26 protein-coding genes are annotated in these 25479 nt (G+C 56.4%); 23 read left to right on the top strand and 3 right to left on the bottom strand.

Translation table 11 applies throughout. The annotated features are described in order from the left end of the window. The 4 genes from Q0J85_RS05130 to Q0J85_RS05115 all read left to right on the top strand — a co-directional run. On the top strand, nt 1–654 hold a 654-nt coding region (locus Q0J85_RS05130), incomplete at its 5' end, for a transposase (RefSeq protein ID WP_294478865.1). 75 nt (nt 655–729) lie between these two features. Beyond that, nucleotides 730–1878 carry an ankyrin repeat domain-containing protein gene (locus Q0J85_RS05125; RefSeq protein WP_294478862.1) on the top strand — a complete coding sequence of 383 codons (1149 nt, stop codon included), beginning with the start codon at nt 730–732 and terminating at the stop codon, nt 1876–1878. 166 nt (nt 1879–2044) lie between these two features. Next, nucleotides 2045–3196 carry an ankyrin repeat domain-containing protein gene (locus Q0J85_RS05120; RefSeq protein WP_294478859.1) on the top strand — a complete coding sequence of 384 codons (1152 nt, stop codon included), beginning with the start codon at nt 2045–2047 and terminating at the stop codon, nt 3194–3196. Nucleotides 3197–3561: 365 nt separating this feature from the next. Beyond that, nucleotides 3562–4383 (top strand): hypothetical protein, encoded by an 822-nt coding sequence (locus tag Q0J85_RS05115; RefSeq protein WP_294478857.1) that lies wholly within the window; start codon nt 3562–3564, stop codon nt 4381–4383. 101 nt (nt 4384–4484) lie between these two features. On the opposite strand, the gene Q0J85_RS05110 is transcribed toward Q0J85_RS05115, so the two are convergent. Continuing rightward, the gene (locus Q0J85_RS05110) at nt 4485–5423 is read right to left on the bottom strand and encodes a hypothetical protein (RefSeq protein WP_294478855.1); all 939 of its coding nucleotides are present in this window, start codon (nt 5421–5423) and stop codon (nt 4485–4487) included. A 181-nt stretch (nt 5424–5604) separates the two neighbouring features. Between Q0J85_RS05110 and Q0J85_RS05105 the strand changes: the two genes are divergently transcribed. The 12 genes from Q0J85_RS05105 to Q0J85_RS05050 all read left to right on the top strand — a co-directional run bounded on the left by Q0J85_RS05105 (nt 5605) and on the right by Q0J85_RS05050 (nt 17731). Next, a complete protein-coding gene (locus Q0J85_RS05105; protein WP_294478853.1) occupies nt 5605–6501 on the top strand; it encodes an electron transfer flavoprotein subunit beta/FixA family protein in 897 nt (298 codons plus the stop codon). Nucleotides 6502–6520: 19 nt separating this feature from the next. After that, a complete protein-coding gene (locus Q0J85_RS05100; protein WP_367274604.1) occupies nt 6521–7531 on the top strand; it encodes an electron transfer flavoprotein subunit alpha/FixB family protein in 1011 nt (336 codons plus the stop codon). 18 nt (nt 7532–7549) lie between these two features. Continuing rightward, entirely contained in the window at nt 7550–9265 is a 1716-nt protein-coding gene (locus Q0J85_RS05095) for an acyl-CoA dehydrogenase family protein (RefSeq protein WP_294478848.1), read from the top strand. Between the two features lie 88 nt (nt 9266–9353). Continuing rightward, on the top strand, nt 9354–9665 hold the full coding sequence (gene rpoZ / locus Q0J85_RS05090; RefSeq protein WP_294478846.1) for a DNA-directed RNA polymerase subunit omega: 312 nt from the start codon (nt 9354–9356) through the stop codon (nt 9663–9665). A gap of 12 nt (nt 9666–9677) precedes the next feature. After that, nucleotides 9678–10187, top strand: coding sequence for a 5-(carboxyamino)imidazole ribonucleotide mutase (gene purE, locus Q0J85_RS05085; protein ID WP_294478845.1), 510 nt, complete (start codon nt 9678–9680; stop codon nt 10185–10187). 21 nt (nt 10188–10208) lie between these two features. After that, the gene (locus tag Q0J85_RS05080; protein WP_294478843.1) at nt 10209–10817 is read left to right on the top strand and encodes a MarC family protein; all 609 of its coding nucleotides are present in this window, start codon (nt 10209–10211) and stop codon (nt 10815–10817) included. Nucleotides 10818–10893: 76 nt separating this feature from the next. After that, entirely contained in the window at nt 10894–11310 is a 417-nt protein-coding gene (locus Q0J85_RS05075; RefSeq protein ID WP_294478841.1) for an ATP-binding protein, read from the top strand. Between the two features lie 6 nt (nt 11311–11316). After that, entirely contained in the window at nt 11317–11661 is a 345-nt protein-coding gene (locus Q0J85_RS05070; protein ID WP_294478839.1) for an STAS domain-containing protein, read from the top strand. A gap of 97 nt (nt 11662–11758) precedes the next feature. Beyond that, a complete protein-coding gene (locus tag Q0J85_RS05065) occupies nt 11759–14326 on the top strand; it encodes a peptidase domain-containing ABC transporter (protein ID WP_294478838.1) in 2568 nt (855 codons plus the stop codon). Further along, a complete protein-coding gene (locus tag Q0J85_RS05060) occupies nt 14323–15654 on the top strand; it encodes an HlyD family type I secretion periplasmic adaptor subunit (RefSeq protein WP_294478837.1) in 1332 nt (443 codons plus the stop codon). Before Q0J85_RS05065 ends, Q0J85_RS05060 begins: the two co-directional genes overlap by 4 nt. Before the next feature lie 41 nt (nt 15655–15695). Then, nucleotides 15696–16883 carry an N-acetylglucosamine-6-phosphate deacetylase gene (gene nagA / locus Q0J85_RS05055; protein ID WP_294478836.1) on the top strand — a complete coding sequence of 396 codons (1188 nt, stop codon included), beginning with the start codon at nt 15696–15698 and terminating at the stop codon, nt 16881–16883. Further along, on the top strand, nt 16880–17731 hold the full coding sequence (locus tag Q0J85_RS05050; protein WP_294478835.1) for a class I SAM-dependent methyltransferase: 852 nt from the start codon (nt 16880–16882) through the stop codon (nt 17729–17731). The genes nagA and Q0J85_RS05050 overlap by 4 nt, the downstream gene beginning before the upstream one ends. A 94-nt stretch (nt 17732–17825) precedes the next feature. On the opposite strand, the gene Q0J85_RS05045 is transcribed toward Q0J85_RS05050, so the two are convergent. Together Q0J85_RS05045 and Q0J85_RS05040 are read right to left on the bottom strand one after the other, a co-directional pair. After that, a complete protein-coding gene (locus Q0J85_RS05045; protein ID WP_294478834.1) occupies nt 17826–19208 on the bottom strand; it encodes an MATE family efflux transporter in 1383 nt (460 codons plus the stop codon). Between the two features lie 107 nt (nt 19209–19315). Beyond that, nucleotides 19316–19450, bottom strand: coding sequence for a hypothetical protein (locus Q0J85_RS05040; RefSeq protein WP_294478833.1), 135 nt, complete (start codon nt 19448–19450; stop codon nt 19316–19318). Here Q0J85_RS05040 and Q0J85_RS15435 point away from each other — a divergent pair. From Q0J85_RS15435 to trpB, 7 genes are all read left to right on the top strand, one after another. Further along, nucleotides 19391–19543 carry an AraC family transcriptional regulator gene (locus Q0J85_RS15435; protein ID WP_367274603.1) on the top strand — a complete coding sequence of 51 codons (153 nt, stop codon included), beginning with the start codon at nt 19391–19393 and terminating at the stop codon, nt 19541–19543. The genes Q0J85_RS05040 and Q0J85_RS15435 overlap by 60 nt on opposite strands. 321 nt (nt 19544–19864) lie before the next feature. After that, nucleotides 19865–21334 (top strand): anthranilate synthase component I, encoded by a 1470-nt coding sequence (gene trpE, locus Q0J85_RS05035; protein ID WP_294478831.1) that lies wholly within the window; start codon nt 19865–19867, stop codon nt 21332–21334. A 20-nt stretch (nt 21335–21354) separates the two neighbouring features. Beyond that, on the top strand, nt 21355–21948 hold the full coding sequence (locus Q0J85_RS05030) for an aminodeoxychorismate/anthranilate synthase component II (RefSeq protein ID WP_294478829.1): 594 nt from the start codon (nt 21355–21357) through the stop codon (nt 21946–21948). Between the two features lie 3 nt (nt 21949–21951). Continuing rightward, a complete protein-coding gene (gene trpD / locus Q0J85_RS05025; protein ID WP_294478827.1) occupies nt 21952–22974 on the top strand; it encodes an anthranilate phosphoribosyltransferase in 1023 nt (340 codons plus the stop codon). Next, nucleotides 22958–23737: an indole-3-glycerol phosphate synthase TrpC gene (gene trpC / locus Q0J85_RS05020; protein WP_294478824.1), complete on the top strand. Its 780-nt coding sequence runs from the start codon at nt 22958–22960 to the stop codon at nt 23735–23737. Before trpD ends, trpC begins: the two co-directional genes overlap by 17 nt. After that, the gene (locus Q0J85_RS05015; protein WP_294478822.1) at nt 23716–24303 is read left to right on the top strand and encodes a phosphoribosylanthranilate isomerase; all 588 of its coding nucleotides are present in this window, start codon (nt 23716–23718) and stop codon (nt 24301–24303) included. The genes trpC and Q0J85_RS05015 overlap by 22 nt, the downstream gene beginning before the upstream one ends. Then, nucleotides 24300–25478 carry a tryptophan synthase subunit beta gene (gene trpB, locus Q0J85_RS05010; RefSeq protein WP_294478821.1) on the top strand — a complete coding sequence of 393 codons (1179 nt, stop codon included), beginning with the start codon at nt 24300–24302 and terminating at the stop codon, nt 25476–25478. The genes Q0J85_RS05015 and trpB overlap by 4 nt, the downstream gene beginning before the upstream one ends. The last annotated feature ends 1 nt before the right edge of the window (nt 25479 follow it).

The following is a 25479-nucleotide window of genomic DNA, read 5'->3' as shown; positions in this document are numbered from 1 at the left end:
CAATGGGATATAGTAATTCAAAGGCTTTTACACCAATCTTTCAATAAAATGTTGTCCAAGCGGGGGGAGAAGCGCAACTTGTCATGTATTTTCGGATCATTACTGCTCGCTCCCGACAGGAAAAAAGTAGAAATTCACAGGGGAGATGAAATCGGTTTGGGCAGCAACGATGCAAAAGGGAGAAGCTATGCACCGAAAGAAAAAACTCCGGTGCAATATGTGAAAGCTGCTCCCGAAAAATTGAATATGATCAGTACCGTCACGAATCGTGGATTGATGCGTTTTATGTTTTACCGTGAGACTATGACCGCACAGTTATCGATTCGATTCTTGAAACGGCTGATTCGCTCTTCTCCAGAGAAGATCTTTCTGATTCTGGATAACTTTACGTGTTCATTACATCAAACTTCTGCGGAGTGGTTGACGGAAAACAAGGCTTTTATTGAAATCTTTTATTTGCCAAGTTACAGTCCAGACCTGAATCCTGACGAATTACTGAACCGGGATTTGAAAGCGGCCCTTTCCAAAACTCCGGCGGAAAAACGGAATGGAGAGCTTGAAGAACATGCAAAATCCTATATGCGAAGCATTCAAAAACAACCAGAGAAGATCAAAGCTCTTTTTCACAAGGAGTCTGTCAAATACGCCGGATGAACTACAAGTATTAAACTGTGGGAGCAATAAAATAATGCGATAAAGTTTTATGACAATTAAATACAAGGAGGGATCATGAATCAGCCATTTATTGAGGCTATGACGGCTGTTGACAAGGGAGCCTGGAAAAAGGCCAGAAACATCATAAGCAAATATCCTTATGTCTTGAATCTTGCAAATGAGAACGGGAAAACGGTTTTATGGAAGGCGCTTTCCGACTGCGACATTGATTTTATCGATTTCCTGCATTCAAAGCATTGTAATTTTAATTTTGGAGATCCAACGTCCTCTCCTTTGTTTTTTTGTTTGTTTCTTAACCAACTTGAAAAAGCGGAACGACTACAAAAATATGGCGCTAAAATGTCAGCGTATGAGGAAGCCGCGGACGCCATGCATCGAATTCATGACCTGGATCGGCTGGAATGGCTGCTGAAACATCAGCCAAGTCTCCCTTATGACAAGAATCATGAAGGCAAGAATCTGCTGCATTATGCGGTCAGCTATGTGAAAGATATCAGATTTACCGAATTACTCTGCCGCTATATTGACATAAAGACTCCCTGGCTGCCCCCAAATTTGAGTGTGCTCGGCTGTTTAGGAGCGATAAGGTATCCGGGTGGTCCGGCAGCTTCTCCAAGTTCTCCCGACGAATTGCAGAAATTTGATTTTCTCCTGCAACAGGGAGCAGAAATGTTTCCCGAAGAGCAATTAAGCCTGCATATCTATAATGCCGAGCTTGATAAGATTGACAAGATGATTCGTCAATCTCCCGAACTGCTTTTTTCTTACTGTGGATCGTCCGCCCCATTGCACTGCGTCGTTGGGGCAGGCAGATCATTTTCGGATTGTTCATTGATAAAGCTTATGCTGGAAAAATTATTATCCTACGGTGCAGACATAAACATTCTCTCTGACTACTCTTTTCAAACCCCCTTGTTTAAAGCGAGTTATTCGAATGAAATTGCTGAATTTCTTATCGCCAGGGGAGCACGGGTAAATGTTCGGGATAAAGATAACAATACTCCCCTTCACCTTGCGATGACAAGTGTCTGGGACTGGCCTCAGGCATTGCTGGATGCCGGTGCTGACCTTAATGCCATTAATAATCAGGGAGAAACTCCGTATGATTGCGCCGCAAAGTACAACTTGTGGGGAGCCCCCGCCTGGAGGCGCAAAATTAAACAGCTCGGAGGCAAGTCAGGGAAAGACATACGGAGGGAGTAAAAAAACAGGATGTGTCATTAAGCCCTCTGAGGCTACTGTTGGAGCTCCGCGTAAATAAAATACTGTTCCGTATTTCAGTAGACCGATTTGGATAGAATTTCGTAAGTATATCCTGATACAACATGCTTGAAACAATATTCTGACAGGTTTAAGGAGATGATTCATTATGGTTCCACCGTTTTCTGATGTTATGGATGCGATTGATAAGAGGAAATGGGCTAAAGTACAAAAACTTATCGATCAATTTCCATATCTTTTGAATCTTTTTGATGATAAAGGAAATAATGTTTTATCCTTCTCTATAAGAAATGAGTGTGACGTTACTTTTATTGATTTTCTACACTCGAAACATTGCAATTTTAATCGTGGAAATTCTTTATTGCAAGAGAGTCCTCTATACCTTTGCCTTTCTTTTCACGCTATTGATAAGGCTGAACGCCTGCAAAAATATGGAGCTCAGATGTCTTCATTTGAAGAAGCTTTGGATACCATTTTCCGCACTCATGACTTCGAACATTTGGAGTGGTTATTGAAGCATCGTCCTTCTCTTGCGTATGACAGAAATTATCAAGGTATGAACTTACTCCATGAGGTACTTGAGGTTAATATTGATCTTAAGTATATAGAACTTTTATGCCAGTATATTGATCCCAGGGCTCTGACTCTGTCTCGGCGCCGAAGCGCCATTGGGTGCATGAGAGTAATTGTATATTCTGATACTCCAGCTAAAATAAAAAGTTCCCCTGAAGAATTACAAAGATTCTATTTTCTATTGCAGCATGGCGCAGAAATGTTGCCCGAAGAACAATTGGAGCATTATATTTGGAATTATGATCAGGAAAACATCAATAAAATGGTTTCTCGGTCTCCTGAATTACTTTATTCTTTCAGCCGTGGTGAAGTTTCACCATTGCATTCTGTTATTGCAGCGGGAAAATGGGCTGAAGATATTTCATTGCCAATAAGTATATTGAAAGAATTATTACGATCCGGGGCGGATGTAAATATTCCTGGATGTTTGCGCTTTCAAACTCCTCTGTTTGGGGCATATTACTCAAATGAACTATCTGAATTACTCCTCGCAAATGGAGCACAGGTCAATGCCCGTGATAAAAACGGAGATACCCCCTTGCATATAGCCATGTTGGAGGTCAAAACTTGGCCGCAGGCGCTGCTGGATGCTGGCGCGGATATCAATGCGGTCAATAATCAGGGGGAAACTCCATATGACAGCGCAGGTAAATACCGTCTACCAGGTTATGGTGCCTGGAGAAGTAAATTAAGACAACTTGGAGGAAAGTCCGGTACTGAGCTATAATTTAAAAAGAAGTAAAAACGGACTCTTTATTGAGTGCTGATTGAACGGAGTTTTGGATATCGAGCGCTTTATATTGTCCCCCCATTGAAAGAGTACTAAATTGAGAGAGTCATCGGAAATGGATACCCAAAACCGGAAAAGATGGTAAAAATATCGAGATCCGTGTTCGCAGTCCGCAGATCCCTCTTGCCCCGGAAAATATTGAGAAATGGCAGGCTTTCGTTCGCCGGGTAGTCTCCGATTTACGGAAAAAACCGTATAATCTCGAATACTTTCAGATCTGGAATGAAGCCCATCCGGCAAGCGGCTTCTACAATGGAGAGTTGCAGGAATACCTGACTAATGTTCACCTTCCGGCAGCGCGTGTGATTCGGGAACTGGGAGGGAAAGTCGTATATGGCGGTTTTCCCTGTTGCGGCACGGTGGATCATCTGGCGCGGGAGCTTACCGAAACCGATGCCTGGAAGTCTCTCGATGTGATCGACATCCACTATTTCCCCGAGTGGTGCATGGAATATCTGCGCGACCAGGCCGCGAAAAACGGCAGACCAGACATCGGCGTGTGGCAGACTGAAATCATCTTTCATAACAATTATTATGCTGTCGCCCAGATTTATCCGAATGTGTTGTATTGGGGATTGACCCATGACTGGAGGTATGCGGATCGCTACAAACTCTTCTTCTTCGCTTATGGTTCTCCGGACGATCCGAAAGCCTACGGATACGGCAAATGTCTCGTCTCCGGGAAAGAGCTTTCTCCTCATGGTCGTGCATTCAAAACGCTGGTCGATCTATTCGGCGACGATCAACTGACCGCCTATGACCGGATTGTCAGCCGGCCAAAACTTGAATTTGCGAATCGGGGGGATCGGATCGCCGGTTTCCGGTTCGGCAACAAAATCCTTGTCGCCGTCAATCTGGATTCCGGTACGCGCGAACAGCAGGAGAACGAAAAGATCGAAACCATGCGGTTGGCTTTTCCCGGGATCAAACGCGACAGTGTGATTCGTGCGACCCGGATCGGTATTTTCGGGGAGTGCCGTCCACTTGTCTTGCGGAACGCTTCCACCGGGGTCACCGTGGAAGTTCCACTCTTGGAGGAGGCGGACAACCGTTATGCCGATAAATTGCTGAAAGAAAAGAGTTTGCGCATACCTGTGTTTTATACTCTTCTGGAGCTGAAATAATTTTCCTTTCTAACGGCGGTCCGGAAAAAACTGGCGCATTCCCGACCGCCTGAACAAGGCGGGAAAGTAGAAGAAACGAGATTTCCCGCCTTGTAATCCGTTCAGTTGACGGAGAGCTTGTAGATGCCGTTTTTGAATTCAAAGCAGAGGGCGTCGGCCAGTTCGTCCGCGATCCGGCGGGATTTTTCCTGTTCCACACCGAAATATTCGATGATGAACTGTGACATGTCCGGAATCGATAAATGCACAGGCAGCGGATCCGGAAGTTCAAGCGCGTTTTCGATCGCGGCCCGGGCCTGTTCGAGCGTCCGGCTCATCTGGAACAGCAGCGGTTCGATCTCCATTTCCGTCACCGGTGCCGCCAGCTGTGACTGCTTCGCGAACGGCCTCATCATAAAGAAGAAACGGATGCGGGAAAAAATCTCGTTGATCTCGTTGATCCGCAGAATTCCCGCTTTCGTCAACGCCAGCGCCTCCGGAGGCAGGACGGCCGTGAGCTCCTCTTTCGTCGCGGAAGTCCGCCCCCTGAGCCGTGCGACCGGATCGCCCGCGACCCCCTCAATCGCAAATTTACGCTCATAATGGCGCGCAAGTTCGAGATAGAGATGCGGATCGGCTTCCGTGATCCCGAGAATCTTCGCCGCATGCGACACTTCACTGGAAATCCGGTCGAAAAACGCCTCGTCGGAACATGCCAGAAATTTCCGCAGCAGCCCCGATACCGAAACCGGATCCGAGTCGATCGCGACATGACGCTCCCCGCTCGTGCGGCGGTAGAGCGCGGCGACTTCAGGAAATCCCGTTTCCTCGAGCATGCGGATGACCGCCGCGGCCAGCTCCCCCTGACCGAAAACAAGCTCAGGCCGATTGCTGTTCAGCAGTGTGTACTCGACCGCAAGCGCAATATCCTCGGCCATGTAGCTGTTTTCCCGCAGCCCCGCGGTCAGGAAGCAGTTGATGAGCCTTGTCTGCAACGTAAGAGGATCGAAAGGGACACGCCCCCCCTCGTGATCCTGAATGTATATGATTTTTTCCGCCATTTTCACCATGATGCCGTATAGTATACCATTCCTTGCGGGTTACGGCAAGCGGGAGAAGCGCGTTTTTTTTTAAAAAAAGCTGCTCCGGTGGGGTTGCTATTTGAATGTGCAGCGGTATATTACTACGATTTGCTGTATTTGCACACGAACCATAAACATCAACAATATGGGAGTCGAAACTGTGAGTTATACCGTACTCGTGTTCGTCAAACAGGTTCCGGATACCCAGAACATCTCCGGCGATGCAATGACGCCGGAGGGGACCGTGAACCGGGCCGCGCTCCCGGCGATTTTCAATCCGGAGGATTTGAATGCGCTGGAACTGGCTTTGCAGCTCAAGGATCGCTATGGCGCGCGCGTCGTGGTCGCAACGATGGGTATGCCCGCTGCGGCTGAAGTGCTGCGGCAGTCACTCTATCGCGGAGCCGATGAAGCGGTGCTCGTCACCGACCGGGCGCTGGCCGGAGCCGATACGCTTGCGACGAGCTACACGCTCTCCTGCTGCGCGAAAAAACTCGGGAAGTTCGATCTGATCCTCTGCGGTCGTCAGGCCATCGACGGGGATACGGCTCAGGTCGGTCCGCAGATTGCGGAGAAGCTGAAGATTCCGCAGCTCTGCTATGTGGAAGAGGTTCGCAGCCTCGAGCCGGGCAAAGTCGTCGTCCGCCGTGCGATCGAGGGCGGCTATGAAGTGCTTGAGAGCCCGACTCCGGCGCTGCTGACCGTGATCGACGCGAACGATCCACGCCCGATGAACGCGAAGAGACTCATGAAGTTCAAGCGCGCGAAAACCGTTTCCGAAGTCGCGAAGCTGCATGCAAACGCGAACTACACCGACGGCGCTGAACAGGATGAGGAACTTAAGAAACTCGAGAAGAACGGACTGCTCATCCGGGAATTTTCCGCGAAGGATATCGACGCGGATCCGGGGCGGATCGGTTTCCCCGGTTCTCCGACCAAGGTGAAGAACGTCATGAGCGTTGTGCTCACTGCGAGCGAAGCCAAGAGCGTTCCCGCGACCGACGAGGGCATCAGCCTTCTGATTCACGAACTCATCAGCGATCACACTCTGGGGTAAGCGCATCATGTCTGAAAAAATTGGAAATGTCTGGATTTTCATCGAGCAGGAAGCCGGGAAAATCGCCGATGTGAGTCTTGAGCTTGTCTGCAAGGGCCGCGAACTCGCCGCCAAACTCGGCGTCAAAACCGAGGCGCTGCTGCTCGGCGACAAAGTGGGGCACTGTGTCGAAACGTTGTACAGCTACGGGTGCGACACGGTCTATCTCGTTGAGGATGAGCGGCTTGAGCCGTTCACTGTTCTGCCGTATGCACGGGCAATCGTCGATCTGGTGAAAGAGCACAAACCGAACATTCTGCTCTTCGGCGCGACGCTGAAAGGGCGCGAACTTGCGCCGCGCGTCGCCTCCGAGAAGCTCGGCGGCCTGACTGCCGACTGCACGGACCTCAAGATCGATGACTTTGAGGACAAGAAGAACAACAAGAGCTACAAGAACAAGCTCATGCAGATTCGTCCCGCATTCGGCGGCAACATCATCGCGACGATCGTGAACACCTGGGACGATCCGCAGATGGTCACCGTGCGCGAGGGCGTCATGAAGATGGACGCACCCGACCCGACCCGCAAAGGCAAACTCGTGAAAGTCAAGCCCGCGCTCTCCGATGTCGAGACCGTCGTGAAAGTCCTCGAGCGCGTCCGCGCTGACAAGGAGGTCGATCTCAAGGGGGCGCAGATCATCGTCGCCGGCGGCTACGGCGTCGGCAGCAAGGAGAATTTCTCGCTGATTTACAAGCTCGCGGAGGCGCTCGGCGCCGAAGTCGGCGCTTCGCGCGCGGCGGTTGACGCAGGGTGGATCGATCACGATCACCAGGTCGGTCAGACCGGCGTGACCGTGCGTCCGCGTCTGTACATCGCCTGCGGCATCTCCGGATCGATTCAGCACGTTGCGGGTATGAAAGAGTCGAAGAAGATCATCGCGATCAACACCGATCCGGGCGCGCCGATCTTCAGCACCGCCCACTATGCGATCGTGGGCGACCTGAATACCGTGATTCCGCAAATGATCAAAGCCTTCAAGGCCAAAGCGTAAGAGGGGTGGATTCCAATCATGGCTAACTTTTACAAAGACAACAGCGATCTGGTCTTCACGCTGAAAAATCTCGACCTGACCGAAGTCGCAGCTCTGCGCGAGCAGAACTACAAATATGCGCAGGAGTTCGACAACGCGCCGACCTCGTTCGAGGATGCGCTCGACAACTACAACCGCGTGCTTGAAATCGTCGGCGAAATCTGCGGCGACCGGATCGAGCCGCGCAGCCGCACGGTCGATGAAGAGGGCCCGCACTTCGAGAACGGCAAAGTCACCTATCATCCGCTGACGGTCCAGAACCTGAAAGATCTGGAACAGGCGGGCGTGATGGGCGTGATGCTCGAACATCGCTTCGGCGGTCTGAACTTCCCGGTTTCGGTCTATACGATGATGACCGAGATGGTCTCCCGCGCCGACGGTTCGCTGCAGAACATCTTCGGTCTGCAGGACATTGCCGAGACGATCAGCTTCTTCGGCTCGGAAGAGCAGAAGCAGAAATATCTGCCGGGCTTCGCCTCGGGCGAGTTCGACGGTTCGATGGACCTGACCGAGCCGGATTTCGGCTCCGATTTGCAGTCGGTCCGGCTGCGCGCCTGGCAGGATGAGAAGACCGGGCAGTGGTATCTGAACGGCATGAAGCGGTTCATCACGAACGGCTGCGCGCAGGTGCACCTGGTTCTGGCCCGTTCGGAGGAGGGAACGACCGACGGCCGCGGGTTGTCGATGTTCATCGCCGAGAAGTGCCCGCAGCTCGTCGTCCGCCGCATCGAGCACAAGCTCGGCATCCACGGCGTCGCGACCTGCGAACTGCAGTACAACGATGTTCCGGCGCAGCTCTGCGGCAAGCGCCGTTTCGGACTCATCAAATACGTGATGAGTCTGATGAACGGCGCGCGCGTCGCGATCAGCGGCCAGGCGGTCGGCATCGCGGAAGCGGCCTACCGCGAGGCGCGGAAGTACGCCTCGGAGCGTATGCAGTTCAAGAAGTCGATCGACCAGTTCCCGGCGATTTACGACATGCTTTCGAGCATGAAGGTCAAGCTCACGGCGGCGCGTGCGCTGCTGTATGAGACGACCCGTTCGGTCGACCTGCGCAACGGATACAACGATCTGGTCGAACGCGGCGAAGCCACGGCCGAGGATCGCGCGAAGCAGAAGTATTACAACAAGGTTGCCGCCGTTCTGACGCCGATGTGCAAGGCGCTCGCGACCGAAATGGCGAACCAGGTGACCTACGATGCGATTCAGATCCACGGCGGCACCGGTTACATGAAAGACTTCAACGTCGAGCGTTTCTACCGTGATGCGCGTATCACGAATATCTACGAGGGTACGACGCAGCTTCAGGTCGTCGCCGCGATCGGCGGCGTGATCCAGCGCGACAATGACGTGCGGATCAAGGAGCTCGCTTCGCTGGATTTCCAGGGCAAGCTCGCCCGTCTGCGCGACAAGGTCATGGAGTTGTACGAGCGGCAGCTTCAGGCTGTGGCGTTCGTCTCCGGGAAAAAGGATCAGGCATATCACGATCTCATGGCGCGCAGCCTCGTGGAGATGGAGACCTACATCTTTGTCGGGCTGCTGCTGCTGCGTGATGCGATGAAGTGCGAAGAGCGCGCCGCAATCGCGGAACGCTGGGTGCTTGACGCGATTCCGGAGTTCGAGAAGCGCTTTATGCGTGTCATGTCCGGCGACGTGACGCTGATCGACAACAACCGCGATATCATCGATTACTGATATTCGCGAAAAAAGTGGAACCCATCGCGGCGGAACGCCCCGGAAAACGGGCGTTTCGCTTGCGATATTTAAAGAGGATGCACAAATTATGAGTATGAACAATGCCTATCTGGCGCGTGCGAAGAAGATGATTCCGGATCCGCAGATTCTTTCGGTCGTCGCTGCGAAGCGCGCCAAGCAGCTGGCTCTCGGCGCCCGTCCGATGATCAAATGCGACTCTGAGAATTACCTCGACTGGGCGCTGCTCGAGATTGCCGAGGGATTGCTGAGTTATGAGTTCGGCACACCGGGAGAGAACACTTCCCCGCTGCCGACTCTCGGCGCCGAGAATGACAAAACCGCGGACGAGAAACCCGCGGACGAGAAACCCGCGGACGAGAAAACCGAAAGCGAAGCGTAAGGGGACGGCAGCATGGGCAAGCCGGTTGTTGCTGTTCTGATGGGCAGCAGGAGCGACCTCCCTGTCGTGGAGGGCGCGTTCAAGATTTTCGAGGAGTTCGGGATCGGGTACGAGGCGCACGCTCTGTCGGCGCATCGGACGCCGACGGAAGCGGCCGAATTTGCGGCGAATGCGGAGGCGAACGGATTCAAGGTCGTGATCTGTGCGGCCGGGATGGCCGCGCATCTCGGCGGAGTGGTCGCCGCGCATACGACTTTGCCGGTGATCGGCATCCCGATTGCGTCGGAGCCGTTCAACGGGCTGGATGCGCTCTTTTCGATCGTCCAGATGCCGCCGGGGATTCCGGTGGCGGCGGTGACGGTCGGCAAAGCCGGCGGGAAAAATGCGGCTCTTTACGCGGTATCGATTCTGGCGCTTTCGGATGCGGATTTGGCTGAAAAGCTCAAAGCGTTCCGCCGGAAGCAGACGGAGCAGGTCCTGAAGACGGACCGGGAACTTCAGGAAGAACTGAAGAACCGCTAGACGGAGGCAGAGGCCGGGGCGATGACTGTCAGTGCGATCATCGGGGTGTTTGTCAAGATCTTTTTTCTTCTGACGCCGTTTTTCGTGTTGTCGGTGTACGTGACGCTGACGCGCGGGGAGGAGGAGATCTCCCGTCGCAAACTGGCGGCCCGGACGACGATTGCGGTCCTTGTCATTGCGATGGTGCTCTATCTTTTCGGCGAGCAGATTTTCCGTTATCTGGGAATTACGCTCGATGCGTTCCGGATCGGGTCCGGTATCGTGCTTCTGCTCAGCGGCATCGAGGTTGTCAGGGGCAGTGGAATCCCGACCGGGGTGCGGCAGTCGAATGACGATGGCGACATATCGGTCGTTCCGCTGGCAATCCCTTACACGGTCGGTCCAGGAACGGTCGGAACTCTGCTGGTGATGGGGGCCGGTGCGCCGTCGACGGAGGTGCGCATCGCCGAGATTCTCGGAATCATTTTCGCGGTGTTTGCGCTGGGAGCACTGCTCTTTTTTTCAAATAAACTGGAAAAGTTGCTCAAGCGCAAAGGGTTGAATATTCTGAGCAAGCTGACCGGTTTGTTTCTGGCCGCGCTGGCGTCCCAGATTATTTTCGAGGGGATCAAGAACATTCTGCGCAGTTGATGCGGCGGGATGGATGATTCGGATACCGGCCGGAATCCGGCTCAAATGTGTGACAAGTTCGGAGGGGAGAAACGATATGGGTCGGAATTTTCTGTTCAAACTGCCGAATGAAATCGATAAGCTCATGCTGCTCGCAGCGGAGATCCGTCAGCTGCCTGAATATCTTCAGCTCGACGGGAAATCGCGGTATACGCTCGACCTTGCGCTGGAAGAGATGGCGGGCAACATCATCCGTTACGGATACGATGTTCCCGGGGAGCGGATCATTGAGATCGGAATCGGATTTGACGCTTCCGAGGTGACGCTGACGCTGCGGGATGACGGAAAGCCGTTCAACCCGATGACGGCAGACCCGCCTCCGACCGGGGACGTCGAAGAGCGTGATATCGGCGGAGTGGGGGTTTACCTCGTCCGGAGCATGGTGCGTTCCATGGAGTATCGCCGGGAGGAGGGGCGGAATGTCTTGACGCTCCGGATCGGCAGAGGGGAGTGACCGGAAATGAAAATCGAATTTCAGCATGAAAACGGTGTGACGATTGCCGTGCTGTCCGGGAGACTTGATTCGGCGACTTCGCCGGCAGCCGAGCAGGAATTGACCGCGGAACTTGAACACAGCATCGGATTCCTGATCGATCTCGCGGAGGTTGAGTATGTGAGCAGTGCTGGACTGCGGGTGTTTCTGATGCTGGCAAAACGGGCGCGGACTCAGGCTGTTGCACTGGGTCTGTGTTCTCTTCGCGAGGAGGTTGAGGAGATTTTCGACATCAGCGGTTTTTTGACTTTGTTCGCGCTGTTTCCCGGACGCGAAGCCGGAGTCAGGGCGCTCGCCTCCGGAGAGCGGTAGTCCGGAGCCGACTGAGGTGTGGTCAGTCGTTTGTTTTTCGGTGGAGAGAGATTCGGTTTTGAATGAATAACAACCTTGTCAGGAAAGGGGATATTTCGTGGATGTATCTGTCACCAGCGGGATTGCGTGTCTGCGCAATCTGGCTGCAAACCTGAAGCGCGACATCAATTTCGATGCGCTGCTCTCTCCGGAATTGAAAGCTCAGTTTGAAGAGAGTCCGGCCCGGGGGCTTCAGGCGCTTGCGGCCGGACTTCAGCTCGAGCCGGAGATTCACAAGGACGTCGCGGAACTGGTGGATACCTATCAGGGACCGGCGCTCCTTGAGCTTGAGAATGGGAACTGGGTCTGCGCGGTGAATCTGAAGCAGATCAAGGGGGAAGCGATCACTCTTTACGATCCGCTGGTCAAGGGGAAGAGTCCGCTGATCAGCGTCCCGGTCTCTCAGCTGAAAGAGAAGCTCAAGGGGCCGGTGTTGATTTTCCGGCAGCTTCAGGCGGTGGACAACCGCAAGCACAGTTCGCTTTTCGGACTGACCGCGATCGGGCGGCACCACAATATCCCGCTGGATATCCGGAGGCTGCTGCATGATTACGCCGTGGGCGAGGGGGAGGTTTCTGTTCGGCAACTGGTTGAAATCGCTTCCGAAAACAATCTCAAAACCAGGCGGATCAAGCTGAAATGGAAAGATCTCGCCCGCATGGGGAAGGCGTTTCCGTTTCTCGGCATGAAGAAAGACGGCTCCTATCACGTGATCTGCGGAATCCGCCACGTTGAGGAGGAGGGGAACGAATACGATCAGGTGGTGCTGGTCGATCCGGCGTTTCAGGCCGATCATCCGGGTCAGCAGTTCCAGTTCCTGAAGCGGGAGGAGTTTGAGGAGATCTCCGCCGGGAAAGCGCTGCTCATCAAGCGGGTTTACAAGCTCGCGGACGAGGAGCAGCCGTTCGGGCTGCGCTGGTTCATCCCGGAATTTCTGAAGCTCAAGGGGCTCTTCGGGCAGATTGCGATGGCCGTGCTGATGATCAATGCGATCGCGCTCATCACGCCGTTGTTCTTCCAGATCGTCGTCGACAAGGTGCTGGTCAACAATACGTATCAGACGTTGAACGTGCTCGGCGTCGGCATCGTCGCGGCGATTCTCTTCAATGCGTGCCTCGAGTATCTGCGCAACTATCTGCTCTTGTTTGCGACGAACAAGATCGACATCTCGACCGCGACCAAAACATTCAAACACCTCATGCGGCTGCCGATCGAATTTTTCGAGCGGGTGCCCTCCGGTGTCCTGCTCAAGCATATGCAGCAGACCGAGAAGATCCGCGGGTTTCTCTCGGGGAACCTCTTCTTCACGGTGCTGGAGCTTTTCAGCCTGGTGGTGTTCATTCCGTTTCTGCTGCTTTACAGTGTGGAACTTACGCTGGTGGTGCTCGGTTACTCGGTGTTGATGGCGCTGGTCATTGCGCTTCTCATCAAGCCGTTCCAGAGCCGGTTGAACGAGCTTTATCAGGCGGAGGGGAAACGCCAGAGCATGCTGGTCGAATCGATCCACGGCATCCGGACGGTGAAGTCGCTGGCGATCGAACCGGTCGAAGAGAAAGCATGGAACGACTCGACGGCGTATGCGATCAAATCCTATTTCCGGGTCGGAAAAATTTCGATGACGGCGCGGACGATCAGCCAGGCGCTGGAGATGCTTATGACGGTCTCGGTGATCTGGCTCGGCGCGCTGCTGGTTTTCAAGCATGAGATGAGCATCGGCGCACTCATCGCGTTTCAGATGCTTGCCGGCCGGGTCACCGGGCCGCTCGTCCGGCTCGTGGGGTTGATTCACGAATATCAGCAGGTGGCTCTGTCGGTGCGGATGCTCGGCGTGGTCATGAATACGCCGGTCGAACCGGCGGGGGGCGGCGTACGCAATCCGCTGCGGGGAAATATCTCGTTTGAGAACGTGACGTTCCAATACCGTCCGGACACTCCGCAGGTCATCAAGAACTTCAATCTCGACGTGCCGAGCGGTTCGACGATCGGCATCGTCGGGCGTTCCGGATCCGGCAAGACGACGCTGACGAAACTGCTGCAGGGGCTGTATCCGGTTCAGTCGGGATTGATTAAAATCGACGGCATCGATCTGCGCGAGATCGACAAGGCGCATCTGCGTTCGAGCATCGGCGTGGTGCTGCAGGAGAATTATTTCTTCAACGGGACCGTGCGGGACAACATCTGCCTGACCAAGCGCAATGCGACGCTTGAGGAGATCATCTTCGCCGCGCGTCTCGCGGGAGCGCATGAATTTGTCTCGAATCTGCCCAAGGGGTATGACACGATGCTGGAAGAGAATGCCTCGAACCTCTCCGGCGGACAGAAGCAGCGCCTGGCGATCGCGCGGGCACTGCTGACGAATCCGTCGATTCTGATTTTCGACGAGGCGACCAGCGCACTCGACCCGGAGAGCGAGAACGTGATTCAGGAGAATCTCTCCGCGATTGCGAAAGGGAGGACGGTTCTGATCATCTCGCACCGGCTCAGCATCGTGAGCGGGGCGGACCGGATTCTGGTGATGGACAAGGGAGTCAAGACCGACTTTGCGCCGCACCGCGAACTTCTCACGCATGACGGCATCTACCGCGACTTCTGGCATCAGCAGATGGAAAGGAATCTGAGCAAATGAGTGAAAATGAAAAACTCTGCCGCAAGGCGATCGAATTTCAGCCTGATGCTCTGGAGATCAAGCATGAGCGACTTCCGTGGTGGGCACGCTACGGAATCTGGAGTGCCGCTCTCTTCATGATCGGGGCGGTCATCTGGGCGACGTTCGGAAAGGTCGACATGGTCGTCACCGCCGAGGGCAAACTCGTGACGGACAGTCCGAACATTGTGATGAAGCCGCTGGAGCGGACCGTCATTAAAAGCATCGATGTGAAAGTGGGCGAAGTGGTCAAGAAAGACCAGATTCTGTTCACGTTCGACCCGGTCATGAACGTCGCGGAAGCCGAGCGCCTCGCCTCGGAACTCTCCACGCTCGGGGCGCAGGTCGACCGGCTGCTGGCGGAGTTCAAGCATCTGAAGTACGAGGTCTCCGATCCGCAGAATGAGGATCAGGTCTGGCAGAAAGCGATCTACGATCAGCGCCAGAAGTTCTACGAAGAGAAGATCCGTTATTACGATCAGAGCATCAAGCAGATTCAGGCGTCGCAGCACACGACCAGCGAGAGTCTGGCCAAGCAGGAGGAGCAGCTCGAGGCGATCAAGCGGATCGAACTCATGTTCACGGAGCTGCAGGAGAAAAACACCGTTTCGCTGAAAGAGACGCTCGAAATTCAGATTCAGCGCATGGAGCTGGAGGCGTCGGTCATCAATCTGCGGAATTCGCTCGTGGAGCAGCAGCATCAGGAACAGACCGCGATTGCGAGCAAAAACTCCTACATCGAGGAGTGGCGCAACAGCATTTCGACGGAGCTGGTCAGTGTGCAGCGTGAACTGACCAGCACACAGAAGCAGTACGACAAGAGTCAGGCGCAGCTGACCTACGACGTTCTGCGGGCGCCGTGCAATGCGATGGTGCATGAGATCGCGAGTTTTCCGGTCGGTTCGGCGGTGCGGGAGGCGGAGGCGCTCATCACGCTCGTGCCGCTCGACAGCGAGATCGAGCTTGAGGCGGAAATCCGGCCGCAGGATATCGGCAAGGTTCATATCGGTTCGGAGGTCCGGGTGAAGCTCAATTCATTTCCGTTCCAGAAACATGGAACGCTCGACGGCGTGGTCCGGACGATCTCCGAGGACTCGTTTGAAAAACAGCAGGGGGAACCGGGATCGGCCAGAACCTACTATCGTGCACGCATTACGCTTTCCGGGCATCTGCGCAATGTGAGGGAAGATTTCCGGCTGATTCCCGGTATGGAGTGTCAGGCTGAGATCAAAGTCGGCGAACGGCGGATCATCGAATATTTGATTCATCCGCTCATCAAATCGCTCGACGAATCGATGCGCGAACCGTGACGGGATGCGCCGCGGATGAAAATGATGAGAGGATGGATGCTATGAAAAACCGGGTGCGCAGGCTGTTTCATGTCGATTACCTGATTACTCCGGAGCGTCGCATTGAAAACGGGGCGGTTCTGTGCGAAAACGACCGGATTCTGGCGGTCGGCGGAATTTCCGCGTTTTCGATGGAGTCGGAATTGGAAGTGTATGAATTCATGGATGCCTATTTGACACCGGGATTCATCGATACGCACATTCACGGGGCGGGGGGATTCGATGCCTCTTCGGTGGATCTTTCGCCGCAGCCGATCGAATCGATGAGCCGGCTGCTGGCGGAACGGGGGGTCACTTCGTTTTTTCCGACGGTGGTTGCGGCACCGCGCGAGGTTATGCTGACGAATCTGCGCCGACTGGCCGCGGTGATGGAGCGGGAGCTCCCCGGAGCGGATGCGGCCGGGATCAATCTGGAGGGGCCGTTCATCAACCCGGCCAAACGCGGAGCGCAGGAAGAGGAGTCGATCGTGCCGGTCGATCTCGGGTTTGCCCGCGAACTCATCGAAGCGGGGAACGGGCTCGTGAAAGTCATGACATTCGCGCCGGAGCTCGAACATGCGACTGAACTTGTGGAGCTGCTGCTGGAATACGGCGTGAAGCCGTCGATGGGTCACAGCATCGCGAACGAGGAACAGACTCTGCGGGCGATCGATGCGGGAGCATCGCACTGCACCCATTTGTTCAACGGAATGCCGCCGCTGCATCAGCGGGCGATGGGGTTGCCGGGAATCGCGTTGACGGATGACCGGGTCACGGTTGAACTCATCATCGACGGGCGTCACATCAACCCGCGGATGGTGGATCTGGCGCGCCGGTGCAAAACCTCGTCGAAACTCGTCGGCATCAGCGACTGCACGATGGCGGCCGGGATGCCGAACGGCGAATATCGGATCGGTCCGTCGATGATCCGCGTCCGGGACGGCTACTCGCAGACGGAGCAGGGAATTCTGGCCGGGACCACCACGATGCTCGATACCGGCTGGCACAGCTTGATGAACGGCGGCCACCTGACGGAACTTCAGGCGGCATCCGCGGTGACCTGCAATCCGGCGAATGCGTTCCACCTGGATGATCGCGGGACTCTCATGCCGACTCACCGTGCTGATCTGGCGATTTACGAGCGCCGCACCAACCGGCCTCTGCTGACCGTCTGCAACGGACAGATCGTTTACCGCGCGGAGGAAAAATGAAGTACGAATTGCTCGACAGCGGGAATTTGCAGAAACTCGAACAGGTCGGCGAGTTCCGGCTTGTGCGGCCGGCTCTGAATGCGTTCTGGCGGCCCGGCCTGCCTCACCGCGAATGGGAAGCCGGCGATGCGGTGTTCACCCGGGACAGTTCCGGCGGCGGCCACTGGAGTTTCCGGCGGAAACTGCCGGAATCGTGGGTTGCGGAATGGGGCGGCTTTGCGCTGAAGATCAAACCGACCGGGTTCGGGCACCTCGGTTTTTTTGCGGAGCAGTTCCGCAACTGGGATTTTTTCCGCTCTCCGGCTTCCGGACTGAGGGAGGGGGCAAAGGCGTTGAATCTTTTCGGTTACTCCGGGGTCGGTTCGATGGCGATGGCTTCGACCGGGGCGTCGGTCTGCCATCTCGACGCTTCCCGCGGCATGATCGAGTGGGGGAAGGAGAATCTGACGCTCAATCCGCAAATTCCCCCTGCGATCCGCTGGATTGCGGATGACGTGAATAAATTCACGCAGCGCGAGTTGCGGCGCGGCAGCCGTTATAACCTGATTGCACTTGATCCGCCGACATTCGGGCGCGGTTCGAGCGGTCAGGTCTGGAAGATCGAGGAGGATCTGCCGAAACTGCTGAACGTCTGCAATCAGCTGCGCGAACCGGGGCGTCCGTTCACGGTGATTCTTTCGTGCCACTCGCCGGGATTCTCCTGTCTCGTGCTCGAGCGGCTGCTCGTGGAGGCGTGCGGCCGGGGAGGGGAGTTCGACTCGTTTGAGATGACGATTCCGGAATCGACCGGCCGCGAACTGCCTGCCGGAATCTCGGTCCGCTATACGGTCTCCACCAGTCGCGGGTGACGTCGGTCGGCATCCGCGACCGTTGCGCCGGGACTTCCGCCGAAGTCGAGAGCCGGGGAGGAGCGTTCGGAATGGAAGTGCCTCCCCGGTGTTTTCAGGCGGCGGCCTGTTCCGCGGCGTCTTCGACACGCTCTTGTTTTTTGAGTTTCACAATTTCCCGCCTCATGATGAAGAACGCGAGGATGAAAGCGATCGCGTCCCCGAGCGGCCCCGAGAAAAGCACTCCGTCATATCCCCAGATGAGAGGCAGCAGCAGAATCAGCGGAATCTGGAAGACCAGCTGCCGGGTCATCGCGATGAAAAGCGCGACCGGCGCTTTGCCGATGCTCTGGAAATATTGCGAAATGAGAATGCTGCCGCATCCGATCGGCAGCAGCAGCAGGAACCGGCGCATCGAGTAGACGCCGATGTTGAGCAGTTCGGTTTCATCCGCCCCGACGAAGAGCGCGAAGATCGGGTGTGCGAAGATCTGGACGCAGAAGTACGGAATCAGGGCAAAGAGTGCCGCCAGCAGGATCGAGCAGTAGAAACTTTTGAGCACGCGATGAAATTTCCTTGCGCCGGTGTTGTATCCGACCAGCGGCTGCATGCCCATGCAGACTCCGAACACAAGACCCATGAGCAACTGGTTCACGGTCAGAATCACCCCGAAAGCGGACATCGCCAGCAGACTGCCGTGTTTGAGCAGCATGTGGTTCTGAACGGTCCAGATGACGCTGCCCGCGACGTTGATCGCGAACGGCGAACAGCCGTTGTAGAGGATTCTCCAGAGATACTCTTTCCCGTAGAAACGGAACGTCCGGAAGTCGAGTTTCGAGATGCTCCGGTGCGATCGGAAGAAGCACATGACCCAGAGCGCCGAGGCTCCCTGCGCGATGACGGTCGCCCAGGCCGCGCCGGCCATGCCCCATGAGAATACCGCCACGAAGAGCCAGTCGAGCCCGACGTTCATCACCGCGCCGATCACCTGCGTCCACATCGCGAGCCCCGAGTAGCCTTCGCCGCGGATCAGGTTGTTCTGGAATCCGAGCATCACGAAGATCGTGCCGTAGAGCGAGACGGAGAGATAGCTGCGTCCGTAAGGCAGCGCTTCAGGCGGAATCCCGAACAGATGCAGCAGCGGGTCGAGAAAGAGCAGTCCCGCCGTGGTGATGACAGCGGATGCAACGAGATAGATCAGCATCGACATGCCGAAGAACTTCTGAGCTTCCTCGTAATTTTTCTTGCCGAGTTCGATCGAGTAGAGCACGGCTGTCCCGCGGCCGATCAGGATCGAAATCGCGAAGATGATCATCGAGATCGGCATGGCCGCATTCATCGCCGCCAGACCGGTTGCCCCGACATAGTTGCCGACGAACATGCGGTCGACGATGACGTACAAGTTTCCGATGATGAGTCCGGCCATCGAGGGCAGGGCGAGGCGAAGCAGCAGCGGCATGACCGGATCCGTGCCGAGTTTTTCGGTTTGTGATCGCATGGAAATCTCCTGAAAAAAATACAATCACGCAGGAGACCGTTCCCGGGTGATTGTATACAATATAACCCCGAATTGTTCGGATTTCCTGCCCGAGACCGTTTTTTCTTCTACTTTTTCACGGGGAAAGCGCTGACGATGCTGCGCAGGAAGCTGCCGGGCGTGATGAATTCTCCCGCTTCGACATCCTGTTCGGAGAACCTTGCGAGCAGGATTTCGCCGCGTCCGCAGCGGTCGCGCTGCATTGCGGGTTTTCGAGTGAGGTCTATTTCATCCGCCGGTTTCGCGAGCTTTACGGCCGTTCTCCGGGTCGTTACCGGTTGGAACGAAAAAATTGAAAAAAAAGTTTGATTTCGATTTGCATTTTGGTTTTTTTATGCCATATTTAAACGTTGAAATCAAAAACAGAGGTTTTATCTTGAATCATCCGGCATACAAGCTTGTCAAAGGTTGGCGATGGCAGTGGCGTGAGCCCGCCATGGCTGTTCTTTGCGTGCGTTGAAGCCGGAGTGTCAGGATGAAGCAGATTTTGAAATAGCATATCTTCCGGCGTTTTGACGAACTGTTCCGGTGATGGCGGGTCCGATCGATTAGGATTACGGGCCCGCTTTTTTTGTGTCGAAATTTCAGAAATTCAGAGATAAAAAGAGGAATCCGAAATGTTGAAATTTGAGGAATTCAAGGAGTTGGCGAAAGGTGCGAACCTCATTCCGGTGGTGGAGACGCTCATTGCGGATCTGGAGACGCCGGTGTCGGTGCTCGCCCGCCTTGCGGATGATGAAAACGTCTTTCTGCTCGAGAGTGTCGAGGCGGGGGAACGGTTCGGCCGTTACTCGTTTCTCGGATTGAATCCGCGCGGCGTTTTTACCGTGGAGAACGGACAGGCGTACCTGGAGGACGCATCGGGACGCCGGAAACTGGAGATGCCGGACGGTCCGTTTATGGCGTTGCGCGGCGTGCTGCGGGGAATTCGCCCCGCGACGGTGCCGGGACTTCCGCCGCTGTTCGGCGGCGCGGTCGGATATCTCGGCTACGAGACGGTGCGGGAGTTCGAGACCCTGCCTGAACCGAAGCCGGGGCTTACCGGTCCGACCAGTGCGATGCTCATCACGGATGAAACGATCCTTTTCGACAACGTGAAGCATACGATGATGCTCTGCGTCTGTGTACGCCCGGATGAGTTCAAAACGCTCCGGGACGCCTACGATCACGCGGCGGCCCGGATCTCCGCATTGGCGGAACGGTTGCGTCAGCCGCCGGTCATCCGCCGTTCGACCTGCGCGGAGGCGCCGGAGCTCGTCTCGAACTGCGGGCGCGAGGCGTATATGGAGATGGTGAGGAAAGCGCGCAAACACATTTACGATGGCGACATCATCCAGGTTGTTCTTTCACAGAAATTTACGGCGGAGAATACCATCCCGCCGCTCCAGCTCTACCGGGCGCTGCGGATGGTGAATCCCTCGCCGTACACATTTTATTTGAAGATCGGGGGGAGAATTCTGATCGGCTCCTCGCCGGAGACGCTCTGCAAACTCGACAACGGCAATGCGATTCTGCGTCCGATCGCCGGAACCCGGCCGCGCGGTCGGAACCGGGAGGAGGATATGGCGCTCTCGGACGAGCTGTTGCGTGACGAAAAAGAGCGTGCCGAACATCTGATGCTGGTCGATCTCGCCCGCAACGATCTCGGCCGGGTCGCGCTCCCGGGCAGCGTTCAGGTCAAGGACTTCATGACGGTCGAGCGCTATTCGCACGTGATGCACCTGGTGACGACGGTCGAGGCGCTGCTGCAGGACGGCTGCGACGCATTTGATCTCGTACGCTCGGCATTCCCGGCCGGGACGCTCTCCGGTGCGCCGAAGATCCGGGCGATGGAGATCATCCGCGACCTCGAACCGGCTCCCCGCGGGCTCTATGGCGGGGCGGTCGGTTACTTCAGTTATACCGGGAACATGGATCTGGCGATTACGATCCGCACGATCATCCTGGACGGCGGCAGGATGGAGATTCAGGCCGGAGCGGGAATCGTCTTCGACTCCGATCCCGCCACGGAATATCAGGAGACCTGCAACAAGGCTGCCGCCATGCTGAAATCGATCCGGCTCGCAGCCGCGAACCTCGAACTTTGACAGGAAGGAAAGGTGACATCATGATTCTGATGATTGATAATTTCGATTCGTTCACGTACAATCTCGTGCAGTATTTCCAGCAGCTCGGCGCGGAGGTCGAGGTGCGCCGCAACAATGCGCTCACTCCGGCCGAGGCGCTTGCGATGCGCCCGGAAGCGATCGTTCTCTCGCCCGGCCCGGGCAGACCTGAGGCGGCCGGGATCATGCCGGAGTTGATTCCGCAGGCGGTCGAGGCGGGAATCCCGCTGCTCGGCGTCTGCCTCGGACATCAGGCGATCGGCGAGGCGTTCGGCATGAAACTCGGGAATGCCAAAAGCATCATGCACGGAAAAATCTCCGAGATCACGCATGACGGGAAGGGGTTGTTCAAGAATCTTCCGGCGGTGGTGAAAGTGGTTCGATACCACTCTCTCGCACTGGACGCGGATACGCTCCCGCCGGAACTCGAGATCACGGCGCGCAGCGAGGATGGCGAGGTCATGGGTATTCGCCATCGGACGTTGCCGGTGGAGGGAATTCAATACCATCCCGAGTCGATTTTGACGACGACCGGCAAACGGCAGCTCGCGAATTTTCTTGAACTTGCGGCCGGATACCGGCGCGGCAGGAGGTGAGAAATGTTATCTCGATATCTTGATAAACTCTTTCAGCGAAAAGATTTAACTCCATCTGAAATGGAGGCGGCGCTGCGGATCGTCACGGGCGGTGAGGTATCGCATTCGCAGATCGGCGCGTTTCTCGCGGCATTGCGCATGAAAGGGGTCTCCTGCTCCGAACTGGTCGGGGCGGCCCGCATGCTGCGGCGCTCGGCGGCGTTCATCGATTGCGGGCAGCGGGAGGTCGTCGACGTAGTTGGCACGGGCGGTGACGGCTCGAACAGTTTCAACATTTCAACCACGAGCGCGTTCGTCGCTGCCGGAGCGGGAGTGACGGTCGCCAAACACGGCAATCGCGCCGCTTCGAGCCGCTGCGGTTCGGCCGATGTGCTTGCGGCGCTCGGCTACAACCTCGACGCGCCGATTCCGGTCATCGAACAGGCGATCGTCGAAAACGGAATCGGATTTCTCTACGCGGCAAAGCTTCATCCGGTTCTCGCGAATGTGGCGGTGATCCGGCGTGAATTGCGGATTCGCACGGTGTTCAACATGCTTGGCCCCCTGTGCAATCCGGCCGGGGCGAAAGCGATTGTGCTCGGAGTCTATGCTCCGGAATTGACGGAACTCTTCGCCTCGGCGCTGCTGGAACTCGGTGTCCGTCACGCGCTGGTCGTGCACGGCATGGAGGGAATCGACGAAATCAGCTGCTGCGGGCCGACCCGCGTTTCTGAACTGCGTGACGGCGAGATCCGCACGAGCGAACTTCTGCCGGAACTGCTGATCGGAGAGAGTTACGACCCGGCGGAAATTGTCGGCGGCACGCCGGAGGAAAACGCCCTGACCCTCCGCTCGGTGCTGGACGGCACGAACCAGGGGGGAGCGCGCGCCTCCGTGCTGCTGAATGCGGGGGCGACCATTTACGTCGCCGGCGCGGCTCCGACTCTGAAAGATGGCATTGCTCTGGCTGGACGCTCGATCGACTCCGGTGCGGCATTGCGGAAACTCGAACAACTCATTGAGGCGAGCCATGGAGCGGGTGCTTGAAACCATTGTTGCGAAGAGCCGCATTGATCTGGCGGATAAGAAGAAACGCATTCCTGCCTCCCGGCTCGAAATGCGGATCGAAACGCTCCCGGCGACGCTCGGATTTGAGGCGGCATTGCGGCAGCCCGGCGCGCGGGTGATTGCGGAACTCAAAAGCGCCTCTCCCTCGAAAGGGGTGATCCGCCCCCATCTCGACATTGAGACGCTCGCGCCGGAACTGGAAGCTGCCGGAGCGGCGGCGCTCTCCGTGCTGACCGAGCGCAACTTTTTCTCCGGATCGCTCGAAAATCTGGAACGGGCGCGTGCGTGCGTTCGCATTCCATTGCTGCGCAAGGAGTTCATCTATGACGAGTATCAGATTCTCGAGGCGCGGGCCTCTGGTGCTGACGCTGTTTTGCTGATCGCGGCGATGCTCTCCGCCCCGGAATTCCGGCGGCTGCACGCATTTGCGCATTCGCTCGGACTCGATGTCCTCTGCGAGGCCCATACGGAAGAGGAACTTGCGATGCTGCTTGAAAATGGGGCGACGATCGTCGGAGTGAATGCCCGCAACCTCTCGACGTTCGAGACGAGTCTCGATCTTGCGGGTGCGCTGATCGGACGGATTCCGGCGGGGAAAATTGCCGTCGCCGAGAGCGCGATCCGTTGCGCGGCGGATTTACAGAAATTGCAACAACTTGGTGCAAAGGCGTTTCTGATTGGTGAAACTCTGATGCGCGCCGAACATCCGGGGGAGAAACTGTGCGAACTCCTGTCAAAGTGAAGATTTGCGGGCTGACCCGCCGCGAAGATGTCGAATCCGCCGTCGCCGCCGGAGCGGACTACCTCGGGTTCGTGCTCGTTCCGGAATCGAAGCGGTTTGTGCCGCCGGAACGGCGTCGCGCACTCGTTGCGGATCTGCCTGCGGAAGTCAAAAGCGTTGCCGTGGTCGCCGACCCGACGGAAGATGAGCTCTCAGAAATTCGGAAGTTGTTCGATATCATTCAGTTTCATGGTCATGAACCGCCGGATCTCGCAGATGGCGAACGGAGCTGGAAAGCGCTTCCGGCTTCGGCGGCGCCCGCGGAGTTCGCCCGATACCGGGTCGGACATTTTGTCGTCGACTCCGAGCGCGGCGGCTCGGGGCAATGCTGCGACTGGCGTCTCGCGGCGCGCGCGGCGGAACGGTACGAGATCCTGCTTGCCGGGGGACTTTCTCCCGGGAATGTCGCCGAAGCGGTCCGGCAGGTCAATCCGTGGGGCGTCGATGTCGCCGGCGGTGTCGAGCTCTCCCCCGGAATCAAATCAGCAGAAAAAATTCAACTTTTTATCAAGGAAGCGAAATCATGAACTCTCATTATGGAATTTATGGCGGTCAGTACATCGCCGAAACCCTCATGCCGACCCTGATCGAACTCGAACGGGAGTTCCTGAAAGCGCAGGATGATCCCGCGTTTCAGGAGGAATACCGGTATCTTCTCACCGATTACGTCGGGCGGGAGTCGCCGCTCTACTATGCAAAACGGCTCTCCGAATCGATCGGCGGAGCACGTATCTATCTGAAACGCGAGGATTTGAACCACACCGGTGCCCATAAGGTCAACAACACCATCGGCCAGGCGCTGCTCGCGCGCCGCATGGGAAAAACCCGGCTCATCGCCGAGACCGGCGCCGGAATGCACGGAGTCGGAACCGCCACCGTGGCGGCACTCTTCGGCATGGAGTGCGACGTCTACATGGGTGCCGTCGACATCGCCCGGCAGGCTCCGAACGTCGAGCGTATGAAAACACTCGGGGCGAGGGTCATCTCCGTCGATTCCGGGTCCGCCACGCTGAAAGACGCGATGAACGAGGCGATCCGCAACTGGGTCGCCACCGCCGAAAACACGTTTTATGTGATCGGCACCGTGGCCGGGCCGCACCCGTATCCGGCGATGGTCCGCTATTTCCAATCGGTTATCGGGACGGAGAGCCGCCGCCAGATTCTCGAAAAGCGCGGCCGACTTCCGGCGGAGGTTCTCGCCTGTGTCGGCGGCGGCAGCAACGCGATCGGGATGTTCTCCGCTTTCCTCGACGATCCCGAGGTGAAGCTCACCGGCGTCGAGGCCGGTGGAATGGGAATCGAAACCGGAAAACATGCCGCCAGCATCGGCGGCGGCAGTGTCGGGGTGCTCCACGGATGCAAAACCTATCTGCTCCAGACCCCGGACGGGCAGATCGTCGAAGCGTATTCCGTTTCCGCGGGGCTCGATTACCCCGGCGTCGGGCCGGAACACAGTTTCCTCGCGGATTCGGGGAGAGTGAAGTATGTCGCGATCAACGACGATGAGGCGGTTGCCGCCTTCGATACGCTCTCGCGTCTCGAGGGGATCATCCCCGCTCTCGAGTCGAGCCATGCGCTCGCTCAGGCGTTCAAAGCCGCGAAGAATTATTCCCCGGAAGAGTCGATCATCGTCTGCCTCTCCGGACGCGGCGACAAAGACATGGACAACATTGCAAAATACAAGAAAAGCCGGGAGAACTGAA

Origin of the sequence: uncultured Victivallis sp., assembly GCA_944389935.1 — a bacterium.
Classification (GTDB): domain Bacteria; phylum Verrucomicrobiota; class Lentisphaeria; order Victivallales; family Victivallaceae; genus Victivallis.
This window is presented reverse-complemented; position numbering and strand designations above follow the sequence as displayed.